Source organism: Dyella sp. SG609, assembly GCF_012275375.1.
In the GTDB taxonomy this organism is placed as follows: Bacteria; Pseudomonadota; Gammaproteobacteria; order Xanthomonadales; family Rhodanobacteraceae; genus Dyella_D; species Dyella_D marensis.
This window is the reverse complement of sequence record NZ_JAAZQJ010000003.1, coordinates 1-13891: the sequence shown is the minus strand read 5'-3', so window position 1 is coordinate 13891 and position 13891 is coordinate 1. Positions and strand designations below refer to the sequence as shown.

General features: G+C 66.3%; 13 protein-coding genes. 5 read left to right on the top strand and 8 right to left on the bottom strand.

Going from position 1 to position 13891, the window contains the following annotated elements:
• Window positions 1-44 precede the first annotated feature (44 nt).
• From FHW85_RS22475 to FHW85_RS06330, 4 genes are all read right to left on the bottom strand, one after another.
• Window positions 45-1187 (bottom strand): M23 family metallopeptidase, encoded by a 1143-nt coding sequence (locus tag FHW85_RS22475; protein WP_282597527.1) that lies wholly within the window; start codon window positions 1185-1187, stop codon window positions 45-47.
• Window positions 1188-1385: 198 nt separating this feature from the next.
• Window positions 1386-3311, bottom strand: a complete 1926-nt coding sequence (locus FHW85_RS06340) for a M13 family metallopeptidase (RefSeq protein WP_168647727.1) — start codon at window positions 3309-3311, stop codon at window positions 1386-1388.
• A 203-nt stretch (window positions 3312-3514) separates the two neighbouring features.
• On the bottom strand, window positions 3515-3901 hold the full coding sequence (locus tag FHW85_RS06335) for a GNAT family N-acetyltransferase (RefSeq protein WP_168647726.1): 387 nt from the start codon (window positions 3899-3901) through the stop codon (window positions 3515-3517).
• Window positions 3902-3915: 14 nt separating this feature from the next.
• A complete protein-coding gene (locus FHW85_RS06330; protein ID WP_208399837.1) occupies window positions 3916-4461 on the bottom strand; it encodes a TetR/AcrR family transcriptional regulator in 546 nt (181 codons plus the stop codon).
• A gap of 217 nt (window positions 4462-4678) precedes the next feature.
• Here FHW85_RS06330 and FHW85_RS06325 point away from each other — a divergent pair, with 217 nt between their 5' ends.
• Window positions 4679-4909 (top strand): hypothetical protein, encoded by a 231-nt coding sequence (locus FHW85_RS06325; RefSeq protein WP_167257199.1) that lies wholly within the window; start codon window positions 4679-4681, stop codon window positions 4907-4909.
• Window positions 4910-4955: 46 nt separating this feature from the next.
• Here the strand turns inward: FHW85_RS06325 and chrA are convergent, their stop codons facing one another.
• The 4 genes from chrA to FHW85_RS06305 all read right to left on the bottom strand — a co-directional run bounded on the left by chrA (window position 4956) and on the right by FHW85_RS06305 (window position 7822).
• On the bottom strand, window positions 4956-6164 hold the full coding sequence (chrA, locus tag FHW85_RS06320; protein WP_168647725.1) for a chromate efflux transporter: 1209 nt from the start codon (window positions 6162-6164) through the stop codon (window positions 4956-4958).
• A 64-nt stretch (window positions 6165-6228) separates the two neighbouring features.
• Entirely contained in the window at window positions 6229-6804 is a 576-nt protein-coding gene (locus tag FHW85_RS06315) for a hypothetical protein (protein ID WP_168647724.1), read from the bottom strand.
• A 381-nt stretch (window positions 6805-7185) separates the two neighbouring features.
• On the bottom strand, window positions 7186-7398 hold the full coding sequence (locus FHW85_RS06310) for a helix-turn-helix transcriptional regulator (RefSeq protein ID WP_167257202.1): 213 nt from the start codon (window positions 7396-7398) through the stop codon (window positions 7186-7188).
• The gene (locus FHW85_RS06305; RefSeq protein ID WP_168647723.1) at window positions 7391-7822 is read right to left on the bottom strand and encodes a hypothetical protein; all 432 of its coding nucleotides are present in this window, start codon (window positions 7820-7822) and stop codon (window positions 7391-7393) included. The genes FHW85_RS06310 and FHW85_RS06305 overlap by 8 nt, the downstream gene beginning before the upstream one ends.
• 166 nt (window positions 7823-7988) lie before the next feature.
• Between FHW85_RS06305 and umuD the strand changes: the two genes are divergently transcribed.
• From umuD to FHW85_RS06285, 4 genes are read left to right on the top strand one after another with little or no spacing between them, the layout of a single operon-like run.
• The gene (umuD, locus tag FHW85_RS06300) at window positions 7989-8558 is read left to right on the top strand and encodes a translesion error-prone DNA polymerase V autoproteolytic subunit (RefSeq protein WP_168647722.1); all 570 of its coding nucleotides are present in this window, start codon (window positions 7989-7991) and stop codon (window positions 8556-8558) included.
• A 7-nt stretch (window positions 8559-8565) separates the two neighbouring features.
• Complete coding sequence (gene imuA, locus FHW85_RS06295) at window positions 8566-9198, top strand: translesion DNA synthesis-associated protein ImuA (protein ID WP_168647721.1); 633 nt, start codon at window positions 8566-8568, stop codon at window positions 9196-9198.
• 4 nt (window positions 9199-9202) lie between these two features.
• Entirely contained in the window at window positions 9203-10615 is a 1413-nt protein-coding gene (locus FHW85_RS06290) for a DNA polymerase Y family protein (protein WP_167257206.1), read from the top strand.
• Window positions 10612-13707 (top strand): error-prone DNA polymerase, encoded by a 3096-nt coding sequence (locus FHW85_RS06285; protein ID WP_168647720.1) that lies wholly within the window; start codon window positions 10612-10614, stop codon window positions 13705-13707. Before FHW85_RS06290 ends, FHW85_RS06285 begins: the two co-directional genes overlap by 4 nt.
• Window positions 13708-13891 lie beyond the last annotated feature (184 nt).

The following is a 13891-nucleotide window of genomic DNA, read 5'->3' as shown; positions in this document are numbered from 1 at the left end:
TTGTGATCAGGTTGTGCCCGCCCGGACTGAAGGCGAACGAATGGCTACGGATTCGCAAACCGCACCACCACATCATTCAACGGCATCTGCAACTTGCGCTGCCCCACCGCCGACTCCTTCCACGCCTCGCCCTGCCCGAACAACTGCGCCTCCGATTCCGGCCCGAGATAATCGAAGCTCTCGAATACGTAAGGCAGCCCTTCCGATCCTTCGAAGGCCACCGCCGTCGACAACTGGAAATGCAGATGCGGCGCGGCCGAATTGCCGGACTGGCCAAGCTGCCCGAGCGACTGTCCGCGATGGACGCGGTCGCCCGGCTTGACCTTGACGCTGCCCTTCTTCAAATGGGCATAAGTGGCGAATACGCCAGGCTGAAGTTCCAGCACCACGTAATTGCCGAACAGGCCATCCGCGGTCAGCGACGACGGCTCGGGCTGCGGGCTCAGCGGTTTGTGTTCCTGCTCGCCGTCGCGGGTATCGCGCACCACGCCATCGGCCACGGCGATCACCTCCGCGCCATAACCGATCCAATCCGCATACGTGGTCTTCTGCATGTCCTTGACGCCCGGCCGCATCGCGTGGCCCGCGTCGTCGACGCCAACCAGGTCCAGTGCATAGCGCTGCGGAATCGTCAGGTCGCCATTCACCGCCACCAGGCTGCCCCAGTGATGCGAATGCGCATTGCCGGGCCCTTCGTGCGCCAGCCACCGTCCGCCACGCAGAGGCGGCCCCAGCGTCATCGGCTTCTGGCTGTCGACCTTCACCGTCGCGCCATCGAGCGTGGTGACGGTCTTTTTCTCGGTATCGAATTCGATATGGTGGCGCAGCGTGTGCGGTAAAGCCGCGCCGGCGGGCAGCGTGATCCATACGAAGACGACGGCACGCTTTCCGGGCGCGATCGACACCGGCGCATGCTCGGCGGGCGAAGGCCGGACAAACTGGGATAGCTGGTTTTTGTCGAGCACCAGCAACGGCGTCTTCGCGTCATCGCCGAAGACCTGCAAGCCTTTCGGTTTCAGCGCACCGGTATCGCCATAGAAATTGGTGATATGCAGTTCGTAAGCCAGATGGACCGCGCCATCCGTCCCGGTAAACCCTTCTGGCGCAAACGGCACCCGCGCCTCCACCGGAGCAAGCGCCTTTTCCGCATGAATCCCCGGCACGCCACAAGACAAGGCGACCAGCATCGCCACCGCAGACCTGCGAATCATTCGAACTCCCCCCAAAGGCGCATCGATATGTTGAACGCGACGTCAAGTCCAAATGCCCCCGGGCCCCTTGGCTTGGTGTCCACGCGCGTACCTTAGCGCACTGTCCGCTGCGGCGGGCCTGCCACCCCGGCCTTGCACCGGGGCGGCCTTAAGCGGCGGGATAATCCCCCGCCATTACCAGATCCTGACCCGGTCCGCCGGGGCCAGGTACATCGCGTCCCCGGGCTTGATGTCGAAGGCCCGGTAGAACGCGTCCTGGTTCCTTACCGGCACGATGCCGCGCACCGTGCGCGGCGCATGCTCGTTGCTTTTCAGCAGGCGCAGCGTTTCGCTGTCGCGCACCTTGGCCCGCCATTTCCTGGTCCATGCCATAAAGAACCGCTGGTCGCCGGTCAGGCCATCGATCACGGGAGCCGGCTTGCCATCCAGTGAAAGTCGATAAGCCTGGTAGGCCATGGCGATCCCGGTGTTATCCGCAACGTTTTCGCTCAGCGTAAGGGCGCCGTTGACCCGATGGCCCGGCACAGCCTCGACACCGTCGTATTGCGCGACGAATGCCTGTGCACGCCGGTCGAATGCCTCGCGGTCCTTCTCGGTAAACCAGCCCGGCTTGCCGAGCAGCCGGCCATCGGCATCGTATTGGCTGCCGCCGTCATCGAAGCCATGGCTGATTTCATGCCCGAGGGTGCCGCCGATGGCGCCGTAGTTGGCGGCATCGTCTGCTTCGGGATCGAAGAACGGCGGCTGCATCAGGCCGGCCGGGAACACCACTTCGTTCTGCGGCGGAAATTCATACGCATCTACCGTCTGCGGCGTAATAAACCACTCGCCCTTGTCTACCGGATGGCCGAGCTTGTGCATATTGCGCGCATATTCGAAGGCCCTGGCCCGGCGTACATTGCCGACCAGGTCGCCAGGCTCGATGGCGAGCTTGCCGTAGTCGCGCCAGCGGTCGGGATAACCTATTTTGACATGCAGCCTGGCGAGCTTTTCCTTCGCCTTCAGCTTGGTGGATGGCGCCATCCAATCCTGCGTATCGATCTCCTGGCGGAAGGCTTCCACCAGGTGTTTCACCATGTCCTGCAACTTCTGCTTGGACGACGGCGGAAAGTACCGTTCGACGTAGAGCCGGCCCAGGCCTTCGCCCATCGATGTTTCAACCAGGTCCAGGCCCCGTTCCCAGCGCGACGTGTTCTGCGGAATACCCCGCAGCATGGTGCTTTCGAAAGCAAAGCCTTCATCGACCCAGGCGCGGCTGAGGAAAGGCGCATAGGCGCTCAGCAGGCGGTAGCGCAGATAGGCCTGCCATACCGGCGCCGGAGTGTCTTGCAGCATCCGGCCTAATGCGGCGAAGAAATCCGGCTGCGCGAGGATGAGCGAATCGATGCCGCCGGTGGCTTGCGATGCTTTGAGATAGGCCGGCCAGTCAATGCCAGGGGCCGTGCGCGGGAGATCCTTCAGCCGCACCTTGTTGTGGGTCTTGCTCGGATCGCCAAGCTCCGAAGCAGGCCATTGGGCTTTGGCAAGCTGCGTTTCCAGGGCAACGACCTGCGTGGCTTCCGCTTCGGCGTCGACGTCGCCCGCCATACGCAGCAGGGTGGCGACGTGCTTGCGGTAGGCCGCGCGCACTTCGCGGAAATGATCGGTATCGTCCAGGTAATAGTCGCGGTTCGGCATGCCCAAGCCGCTCTGGTAAAGCGTCAAGGCATATTGGCCGGGATCGTCCGCGTCGTTGAGTACGGAATTGCTGAATGGACTATCGACGCCGATGCTTCCGAGCTGCCCCATCAGTGCGCAGATATCGCCGACGGTGCGCGCGTGCCGGATGCGCTCCAGATCCTGAGCCAAGGGGCGCACGCCCAGCTTTTCCAGCGCGGCCTCGTCCAGGAAACTCCGATAAAGCCAGGCTATTTTCTGCCGATCGCCTTTCGCGTCAGCCGGTACGGCCTCGACCAGCTGGCGCAGCCTCTGCCGGATGACTTTATCGAGTTCGGAAGAAGGCGTAATGCGCTCCGCATCCGCCGGGATTTGCGCCGCATCGAGCCAGCCGCCGTTGACGTAACGGTAGAAGTCGTCCTGCGGACGGACCTTAAGATCCATATCGGCGACATCGAAGCCCGATGCGTTCGACGGGGACGCCACCGCAGAGGGCGCAGAAACGCCAGCCCTTGGCAGTTCACCCGCAACGCCAACACTTCCCGCAGCCGCCAACATGGCAGCGACAAACCAAGTCCGCATGCTTCCCCCTGTGACACAAGCGCCAGCCAACCGCCCAACGATCCCACGATCCCACGATCCCACGATTACCGGAGCTTGATCAAACCCGCCTCGGTCGGCCTGAATCCGCAGCTTCGGTAGAACGAAGAAAGATGCGGTTCGAAATCGACGTGCAGCCAATGGGCGCCCCGATCCCTGGCAAGCACGGTGGCTTCGTTTACCAGCCGCGTGGCGACGCCTTGCCTGCGCAATCGCGGATGCACGCAAGTATCCAGGATGAAGGCATGAATGCCGCCATCCCATGCCACATTGACGAAGCCGATCAGCTCCCCGCTTTCATAAGCCCCGATATGCGCGAGGCTGCGCGAGAGAATGCGTGGAAATTCTCCGGACGCGTGGCTGCCCCAGGCTTGCAGCCAGAGCGCGTCGAGTTCATCGGCGGACGGAAACGGGTCGACGCGAAATTCCACCATCCCGTTTTCTGATATCACTTGGCAAGCCGATCGAGCGCCGCATGTGCGGCCACTCGGATCAGAACACTGACCTCGCTCGCCGAACGGCCCTCCGCCAGCTGCCGGAACATCGCAAAGCCGGTAAGGGCGAAGATCAGATCGACGGCATCGCGGCGCGGCTGCACACGCGTGCCTTTGCCGGCCACTTTTTCGACCAGGCTTGCGATCAGCTGCCGGCGCCGTTCGTTGCGCGCGGTCAAGGCCTGGGCGAATTCCTGGTCCGGCGCCATGGCGTCGTAGATATGCCGCAGCGCGGGGTCGCTGCTCCAGAACTCGCAGCAGATCTGCACCAGCTGGTCGAGCCCTTCGCGCGGATCGGCCTGTTCCCGCACATGCCGCAGCCGGCCCATCTGCCCGCGCAGCGCGATTTCGTCGAAGACCGCTTCCATCAGCCCGCGGCGCGAGCCGAACTGGTTGTAGACGGTCAGGCGCGTCACGCCCGCGAGCTTGGCCACCATCTCCAGCGAAAAGTTGGCGGCACTGTCCGACTCACGCAGAAATTGCATGGCGGCCTGCAGCACGCGCTCGCGCTTTTCGGCGGCGGCGGCGGCACGGACGGGGCTGGAGTAGGAACGCGTGGTCATGGGGGGTCGCTTGTAAATTACATATACACGTGTATATTCAATATCACCAACCGCAGGAACGGCGCGATATCGGCACCCATGGTAGCCATGCCCGATTCGCCTGCGCATCGATAAATCAAATCAAATTGAATGACCAAGGCCAGGAGCAAGCCTCATGCTAGTCCATGTTTTCCGCGGCCCCGGCCGCGTGTTCGGCGTAACGGCGGATGCGACGGGCGCCAACCTGCCCGCGAAATTCGCCCCATGGAATGCCCTGAAATCCGCGGAACTGGAGCGCGAGCGCGCGATGCCGGGCATCGATTCGGGCGAATGCCTGGACGATATCGCCAGGTACGGATTCCACATCACGGATGCGCACGTGCGCATCACCGATCAAGTCATTTGAATTGACTGATCGCGATGCAGGGGAACGGACTCCCTGCGATCCGGCATCAGGCAAGCGCATGGCGCGCGAGCGAAGCGCCCACGCACCAGATCACCACGGCCCACGCGGGCCACCGCACCGCTACCAGGCCCACGAAACCTACGGCGGCGATCGCAAAATCTCCCGCATCAGCCACCGCACTGACCCACACGGGATCGTAGAACGCCGCCGCCAGCAGGCCGACGACCGCCGCATTGACGCCGGCCAGCATGCGCGCCGCCCGGTCGCGCGCGGCCAGTGCCCGCCAGAACGGCAGCGTCCCGGACACCGCCAGCAAACCCGGCAGAAAGATCGACAGCACGCCGACCAGCGCGCCGGCCGCCCCACCCTGCCCGCCATACATCTGCTTACCGAGGAAGGACGACAGCGTGAACATCGGCCCCGGCACCGCCTGCGCGGCGCCATAGCCGGTAAGGAAGGTGTCCGGGCTGACCCAGCCGGGATCGACGATGGCGTGCTTGAGCAGCGGCAGCACCACGTGGCCGCCGCCGAACACCAGTGCACCGGTCCGATAGAAAGCGCCGGCCATCTGTCCCAACGGCGGCAGCAACGGCGGCAACACCAAGGCCGCCACCAGCAGCACTCCGTACGCGAGCAGAAGCACCGCGCCGCTGCGCGATCCGTACGTCAACGCAAACGTTTCGCCCTGCCGGGCAACCACCTGCCGGCAGATCAACGGCCCAAGCGCTGCTCCGCCCGCCACCACCAGCCATTGCATCGCCGGCAACGCGCTGAAGAGCATCAGTGCCGCGGCAAGCACCGCCAGCAAGGCGCGCGGCGGATCGGGACACAGGCTGCGCGCCATACCGAGCACGCCCTGCGCAACGACCGCCACCGCCACCAGCTTCAAGCCATGCACCACGGCCTGTCCCCACGGCCCCGCCAGTTGCCCGCTGAACTCGGCGAACGCAAACAGCAGCAACGCCGAGGGCAAGGTGAACCCGACGAACGCCGCCAGCGCTCCCGCCCAGCCGGCGCGCAGCAGGCCGATGGAAAATCCAAGCTGGCTGCTCGCCGGCCCCGGCAGGAACTGGCACAGCGCCAGCAGCTGCGCGAAATGCTCCTCATCGAGCCAGCGGCGACGCTGCACGAACTCGCGACGGAAATACCCCAGATGGGCGATCGGCCCGCCGAACGAAGTCAGCCCCAGGCGAAGAAAGATCGCGCCGACCTCCCAGGCATTGCCGGTGGGCGAGATTTTCGCAGCCTTGTTCATGCGCAAGCCGACCAGCCCATCGAGCCGCCATCCTTATTCCACTGCGCGACTTCGTAGCACAAGCCTATTGCGCGTGGGTTTCCCTGGCCGCGCCGGAATCGGGGATTCGCGTGTAGTAACTGACGGTTTCCACATGCATCGGGCCGCCGTCATAGGCATTGGCCACTTCCTCTTCGATGCGGTTGCGGTCCGCGCTCATGGTGGCGCGGATGGTGGTGTGCACTTTCTTGCCGTTGGACTCGCCATCGAGTTCCACCGTCCACGAGTTGCCTTTGACGACGGTGACGAAGTCGACGCAACCCTGCATGTTGTCGCACCACACGCTCTTGTAGGCCTTGGCCTTGGCATCCCACCACGCATAGCTCTGGCCCACGACGTCGCCGCTGGTGCCATGCGAGGTGAACTCCTGCACGATGGAGAAACCGCTTGGCCCCTTCTTCATCACCATCACGCCGTTGTCGACGCCGCCCTTGGGCAGGCTTTCGCTCGGCCCGGTGCGCATGAGCACTTTCCAGGTGCCGACGCGGGGATAAAGCGCCGCCATCTCGGGCGGCGGTTGCGGGCCGGCCTCCGCGGCCAAGGCACCGGCGATCGACAGCATGCCGGCAAACGCAAACGACCATGGCAGATGCTTGAACATGACACGACTCCTCATCGAATCTAAGGTGTCGGCGCAACCGCTTCCGCCATGCGCGGCGTCGGCTGCGCCGGTCCGTCGCCGCCATCGAAGTCATCCAGCCGCAGCGCTTTCAGGCCACGACGAAACCCGAAGGCGCCCCTCATATCGAAGGCTGACGTGGAGCCCCTCTTACACCGGGAGAGGGGTGAGGGTTGGGGTACGGGCGGAACGGTGCGTTGCGCTTCGCCCGTACCCTCATCCGGCTGCCGCCACCTTCTCTCCCACGGGACTACCTTCGGGTCGCCGGAGGGAGAAGGAATTCATCCCAAACGTTGACGACATTCCGGCGAGCGTAACGAAGCCGTCGAACGACAGCCTGCCCCGTTCGTCACCCCTGCCCCGTCAGCTTTCCCACCGGAACACCTCATCCAACGGCTTGCCAAACACCTCGGCAATCCGAAACGCCGTCTCCAGCGTCGGCGAATACTTCCCCGCCTCCACCGCGGCAATGGTCTGCCGGGTCAAACCGACGCGCTGCCCCAGATCCGCCTGGGTCATCTCGCCAGCCATGAAGCGCAGCGTGCGGATGTTGTTGGTCAGGCGCTTCTCAGACACGCCAGCCTCGGCGGTAGGCCAGGGCCAGCGAACCGTGGTGGACGACCTCGGCGGCGATCACGGCCAGCAGGGCGCCGTGCACGATGTCCCAGCCGCTGTGCTTGAACGGCATGACGAAACCGACCACCAGCATCCCGGCCATCAGCACGTAGTAGGCGAAGGTGGACGAGCGGGCATCCATGAAGCGCTCGCGCTCGTCCGGCGCCTCGTAGCGGTGGCCGCCGCCGCCCAGGCGGGCGTACAGCCGTTCGCCGCCGGCGATCACGCCGAGCGAACCCAGGGCGGCCGCCAGGGTGGCGATGCGGGTCAGGAAGCTCAGTTCGGCGTGCGCCTGCTGCTGCACTCCCACCGCGATGAAATAGGCGGCGCCGACCACGATGAGCGCGGCGGTCCAGATCCAGGCAAAGCGTTCTCTCGGCAGCATGGGCGTGTCCCCTCTTGGTGTGGCCGCAATGTCCGCCAAAGATAACTTGATGTCAAATATTTTTTACTTAAAGAAATTTCTTATCGCCGAACCCGAGGTATCTCAAGCGCTGAGATGATGCTGGTGCTATCTTGATTACCGACCCGCTATTCAAGCTGCCGCAGCCATGTCTCCTCCCTCCCACGGTGGCTCCCGCCCCGGCGCCGGCCGCCCCTCCAGCGAACCGACCCAGCGCCTGCGCGTTCCCGAAAGCCAGGTGCCGACCGTGCTGGCCTACCTGGATGCCTACCGCCAGGGCAACTCGCTGGATACGCCGCGGCCGCTGTCGCTGCTGCCTTCCACGGTGGCGATCACCGCCTTCAGCAGCCGCGTGCCGGCGGGCCTGCCCAGCGCGGCGGACGACGACGTCGCGGATGTCGTCGATCTCAACCAGCACCTGATCATCGCGGGACACGAACCGAGCACCTTCATCGTGCGCGTGTCCGGCTGGTCGATGATCGGCGCAGGCATCTTCGACGGCGACGAAGTGCTGGTGGACCGCGCGCTCAAGCCGCGCCAGGGCGACATCGTGGTGGCCATCGTCAACGGCGAGCTGTCGATCAAGCGGCTGGGCCAGGTCGACGGCAAGATCGCCCTGCTGCCGGAAAACGCGCACTTCAAGCCCATCGTGTTCAAGGAAGGCGAAACGCTGGAACTGTGGGGCGTGGTCACCCGCTGCCTGCGCCAGTTGCGTTGAGCGGGCGATGGGCCAGGTCGTCGCCCTCGATGCGCTGTTCGCCGGCCGCCAGGTCTGGCACGGCCGCGCCGCGCCCGCCGCGGAACCCGGCAGCCAGCCCACCGGCTGGGCGCAGCTGGACGCCGCGCTGCCCGCCGGCGGCTGGCCGGAGCATTCGCTGAGCGAAATCCTGCTGCCCGCCGATGGCGTGGGCGAGCTGCAACTGGTGTTGCCTACCTTGGCGCGGCTGACGCAGGCCGATGGCGTGATCGCGGTGATCGCTCCGCCTTACACGCCTTGCGTCGCCGGCTGGGAAAACCGCGGCGTGGCGATGTCGCGCGTGGACATCGTGCGCACCGATACGCCGCGCGACGCGCTGTGGGCCGCCGAGCAATGCCTGCGCTCCGGCAGCTGCGCCGCCGTGCTGGCCTGGCCGCAGCAGGCTGACGACCGCGCGCTGCGCCGCCTGCAGGTCGCCGCCGATCACGGCCGCGCGCTCGGCTTCCTGTTCCGCGACCGCCGCCACGCACCGCAGGCTTCGCCCGCGGCACTGCGGCTGGAAGTGGAAACCGCGCCGGTAAGGCAGCTGCGCATCCGCAAATGCCGCGGCGGGCAACCGCCGGCCATGGCGATTCCCTTCCCCGCCGAAAGCGGGCGCTGACGCCATGCTCTGGGCCTGCATCCTGCTGCCGCACCTCGCATTGGACGGCGTGCTGCGCCGCCGCCCGCCGTCGGACGAACCGCTGGTGCTGGTCACCGGCCCGGCGCAGGCGCGCAGCGTCTATGCCGCCAATGCATCGGCACGCGCGGCGGGCTTGCGCCCCGGACAGAAGCTCGCCGCGGCACAGGCGCTGCTGGCGCATTTCGACGCGGTGGAATACGACCCCGCGGCCACCGAACGCTGGCACCGCCTGCTCGCCGCCTGGGCCTACCGCTACAGCGCCGAGGTGGCGCTGTGGCCGCGCGCGATCGTGCTGGAAGTCAGCAAGAGCCTGGGCCTGTTCGGCCCCTGGCCGAAGTTCGAACGCCAGCTGCGCAACGACCTGACCGAGCTGGGCTTCCGCCACCACATCGCCCTCGCGCCCACCGCGCGCGGCGCCCACGTGCTGGCCGGCATGCACGACGGCCTGGCGGTGACCACGCCGGATGCGCTGCACAGCGCGCTGCTGTCCGTGCCGGTGGGCAAGGCGCGCCTGCCCGGGCAGGCGGCCGACAGTCTGGCCGGCATGGGCCTGCGCACGCTGGGCCAGCTGCTGCGCGCGCCGCGCGACGGCCTGCGCCGGCGCTTCGGCGACGAGCTGACCGCACACCTGGATTACCTCACCGGCGCCACACAGGAAGTGCTGCCGTTCTATCGCCCGCCGGACCGGCTGGACTTGGGCATGGAATGGACGCACGAGATCGAGCACGTGGAAGCGCTGGTGTTTCCGCTGCGCCGGCTGACCGGCGATCTCGGCGCGTATCTGGCCGGACGCGACGGCGGCGTGCAGCGCTTCATGCTGCGGCTGATCCATCGCGACGGCAGTTCCACCGATGTCTCGATCGGCCTGCTCGCGCCCGAACGCGAACCGGCCATGCTGTTCGAACACGCACGCGGCCGCCTGGACCGCACCACGCTGCCGCAACCGGTGGTGGCGATGCGGCTGGTGGCGCACGAGCTGCCGCCGTTCGTGCCGGCCGGGCGCGATCTGTTCGACACCCGCCCGCTGCATGCGCTGCCGGCGGAGCAATTGCGCGAACGCCTGCGCGCGCGGCTCGGCGACCAGGCCGTGGGCAAGCTGCGCGCCAGCACCGACCCGCGCCCGGAACGCGCGCAGACCGCCGACATGCAGGCGCAATTCATCGGCACGCCCACGCCGCTGCCGCGCCCGACCTGGCTGCTGGACACGCCGATCCCGCTGCGCGGCCCGCCGCCGCGCATCCTGGCCGGCCCCGAGCGGCTGGAGACCGGCTGGTGGGACGGCGGTGGCCTGCGCCGCGATTACTACGTGGTGGAAACCGCGCAAGGGCAGCGCGCATGGGTGTTCTGTCCGATCGGCGAACACGGGCCGTGGATGCTGCACGGGTGGTTCGCATGACGGACTACGCGGAACTGCACTGCCTGTCGAACTTCACGTTCCAGCACGGCGCGTCCAGTGCCGACGAATTGTTCGAACGCGCCAAAGCCTGCGGCTACCGCGCCCTGGCGATCACCGACGAATGTTCGCTGGCCGGCATCGTGCGTGCGTACGAGGCATCGCTGGAATTCGAACTGCCATTGATTGTCGGTTCTCAATTCAAATTGAATGACGAATTGCGTTTCGTGCTGCTGTGCGAAACGCGCGAAGGCTATACCTCGCTGTGCCGCCTGATCACGCGCGGCCGCCGCGCCTCGGCCAAGGGCACCTACCACCTGACCCGCGCCGACCTCGCCGACGGCCTGCCCGGCACGCTGGCGCTATGGCTGCCGGGCGCCGAACCGGATGCCGCCGATGGCCGCTGGCTGGCCGAACGCTTCGCCGGCCGCTTGTGGCTGGCGGTGGAACTGCATCGCGGCCCGGATGACGCGGCCCGCTTGCGCCAGCTCGAAGCGCTGGCCGGTGAACTCGGCATTCCAGCGGTCGCCGCGGGCGACGTGCATATGCATGTGCGCGGGCGGCGGGCGCTGCAGGACACGCTTACCGCGATCCGCCACGGGCTTACCGTGGCGCAGGCCGGGGCGGTGCTGTTCAAGAACGGAGAGCGGCATCTGCGCACCCGCGATGCGCTGGCCGATATCTATCCGGCGCATCTGCTGGCCGAGACGGTGCGCATCGCGGAGCGCTGCAGCTTCAACATGGACCAGCTGCAGTACCGCTATCCGGCGGAGCTGGTGCCGGAGGGGCATACGGCGGCATCGTGGCTGCGCAAGCTCACCGAGGAAGGGATCCAGCGGCGCTGGCCCGATGGAGTCAGCGAGAAGAACCGCAAGCAGATCGAAATCGAACTGGCGCTGATCCGCGAGCTGGACTACGAGCATTACTTCCTTACGGTGGAAGATATCGTCCGCTACGCGCGCAGCATCGGCATCCTGTGCCAGGGCCGCGGCTCGGCCGCCAATTCGGTGGTGTGCTACGCGCTGGGCGTGACCAGCGTCAGTCCGGACGAGGCGCAGCTGCTGACCGAACGCTTCATGTCGGCCAGCCGCAAGGACCACAAATACAACCGCCCCGAGCCACCCGATATCGATATCGATTTCGAGCACGAGCGGCGCGAGGAGGTGATCCAGTACATCTATCGCAAGTACGGCCGCGAACGCACCGCGCTGGCCGCCACGGTGATCAGCTATCGCGGCCGCAGCGCGGCGCGCGACGTGGGCAAGGCGCTGGGCTTGTCGACCGACCAGGTGGCATCGCTGAGCGATGTGTTTGCGTGGCGCAACGGCGGCTCGCTGGACGAGCATCTGCGGGAAGCGGGGCTGGATCCGGATAGTCCGCTGCTGCAACGGGTGCTCTTGTTGACCGAAGAACTGCGCGGCTTTCCGCGGCATCTCTCGCAGCACGTGGGCGGCTTCGTGATCTCCGATGCGCCGCTGTCGGAGCTGGTGCCGGTGGAAAACGCGGCGATGCAGGATCGCACGATCATCCAGTGGGACAAGGACGACCTGGACCGGATGAACCTGCTCAAGGTGGATTGCCTGGCGCTGGGCATGCTCACCTGCGTGCGCAAGTGCTTCGATCTGATGAAGCAGCATGAGGGGGTGTCGCACACGCTGGCGTCGATCCCGATCGATGACGAGCCGACCTACGCCATGGTGCAGAAGGCCGACACCATCGGCGTGTTCCAGATCGAGAGCCGCGCGCAGATGTCGATGCTGCCGCGGCTGAAACCGGCGAATTACTACGACCTGGTGATCCAGGTGGCGATCGTCCGGCCCGGCCCGATCCAGGGCGACATGGTGCATCCGTATCTGCGCCGGCGGCGTGGCGAAGAAAAGGTCTCCTATCCTTCGGACGCGCTGCAGGAAGTGCTCGAGCGCACGCTGGGCGTGCCGCTGTTCCAGGAACAGGTGATGCGCATCGCCATGGTGGCCGCCGGCTATAGCGGCCTCCAGGCGGACGAACTGCGCCGCGCCATGGCCGCATGGAAACGCCACGGCGGCATGGAGAAGCATCGCGACCAGTTGTTCAGCGGCATGAAGGAGCGCGGCTACAGCGAAGCGTTCGCCGCGCAGATCTTCGAACAGATCAAAGGCTTCGGCAGCTACGGCTTCCCCGAAAGCCACGCCGCCGGCTTCGCCAAGCTGGCCTACGCCAGCGCCTGGCTGAAATGCCACTACCCCGCCGCGTTCGCCTGCGCCCTGCTCAACGCACAACCGATGGGCTTCTACAGCGCCAGCCAGATCGTGCAGGACGTAAAACACCACAAAGTCGCCGTGCTGCCGGTGGACGTGCGCTACAGCGACTGGGACTGCACGCTGGAACGCGACCCGCACAGCAAGGGCGGCTTCGCCCTGCGCCTGGGCCTGCGCCAGGTGCGCGGCTGTTCCGAAGCCATGGCGCGACGCGTCGAGCAATCGCGCACGCAGTCACCGTTCGCCGACATCGTCGACCTGTGCACGCGCGCCGGCCTGGACCGCCGCCACCAGGACCTGTTCGCCGATGCCGGCGCCCTGCGCGGACTGGCCGGCCATCGCCATCGCGCGAAGTGGGCCGTCAGCGGCGTGGAAGCGCAGCTGCCGCTGTTCGGGCGCAGCAGCCCCGCGGAGGAAGCGGTTGCCTTGCCGCCACCGACGGCGGCGGAGAACCTGCTGGCGGATTACGCCCACACCGGGCTCAGCCTCGGCCCGCATCCGCTGCGCCTTCTGCGTACGCGGTTGCGCGCGCAGCGCTTTCTGGATTCGAAGCAGCTCACCGGGCTGCAGCACAAGATGCCAGCCCGTATCGCCGGGCTGGTTACTCAGCGGCAGCAGCCGCAGACGGCTAGCGGGGTCACTTTCATCACGCTGGAGGATGAGCATGGTCCGGTGAATGTGGTGGTGTGGCGGCAGGTTGCCGAGCGGCAGCACCGGGCGTATCTGGAGGCGCGGCTGCTTGGCGTGGAGGGGCACTGGGAGACGGTGGATGGCGTTTGCCACTTGATCGCCAGGAGGCTGGTGGACTTGAGTCCGTTGCTCGGGGAGCTGGATGCCCGCTCCAGGGATTTTCATTAGTTGTCGCGGTATCGCGATTGGGCCGCTTATGCGGAGGGCGCTGCCGACGCCCGCTCTTTGCTCGTCATCCCGGTGTAGGCCGGGGTCCGGTTTCTGTGTCGCCTGGTTTTTGCGTTACCGCGGACTGGCCGCTTATGCAGCGGGCATTCCGGACGCCTGCCGGCGCCCGGGTCACTTTCTCTTT

Excerpts from the sequence above, each read along its gene's own strand:
- FHW85_RS22475 (WP_282597527.1), bottom strand. The coding sequence starts at position 1,187 with ATGCTGGTCGCCTTGTCTTGTGGCGTGCCGGGGATTCATGCGGAAAAG.
- FHW85_RS06340 (WP_168647727.1), bottom strand. The coding sequence starts at position 3,311 with ATGGATCTTAAGGTCCGTCCGCAGGACGACTTCTACCGTTACGTCAAC.
- FHW85_RS06335 (WP_168647726.1), bottom strand. The coding sequence starts at position 3,901 with ATGGTGGAATTTCGCGTCGACCCGTTTCCGTCCGCCGATGAACTCGAC.
- FHW85_RS06325 (WP_167257199.1), top strand. The coding sequence starts at position 4,679 with ATGCTAGTCCATGTTTTCCGCGGCCCCGGCCGCGTGTTCGGCGTAACG.
- chrA (WP_168647725.1), bottom strand. The coding sequence starts at position 6,164 with ATGAACAAGGCTGCGAAAATCTCGCCCACCGGCAATGCCTGGGAGGTC.
- FHW85_RS06315 (WP_168647724.1), bottom strand. The coding sequence starts at position 6,804 with ATGTTCAAGCATCTGCCATGGTCGTTTGCGTTTGCCGGCATGCTGTCG.
- FHW85_RS06305 (WP_168647723.1), bottom strand. The coding sequence starts at position 7,822 with ATGCTGCCGAGAGAACGCTTTGCCTGGATCTGGACCGCCGCGCTCATC.
- umuD (WP_168647722.1), top strand. The coding sequence starts at position 7,989 with ATGTCTCCTCCCTCCCACGGTGGCTCCCGCCCCGGCGCCGGCCGCCCC.
- imuA (WP_168647721.1), top strand. The coding sequence starts at position 8,566 with ATGGGCCAGGTCGTCGCCCTCGATGCGCTGTTCGCCGGCCGCCAGGTC.
- FHW85_RS06290 (WP_167257206.1), top strand. The coding sequence starts at position 9,203 with ATGCTCTGGGCCTGCATCCTGCTGCCGCACCTCGCATTGGACGGCGTG.
- FHW85_RS06285 (WP_168647720.1), top strand. The coding sequence starts at position 10,612 with ATGACGGACTACGCGGAACTGCACTGCCTGTCGAACTTCACGTTCCAG.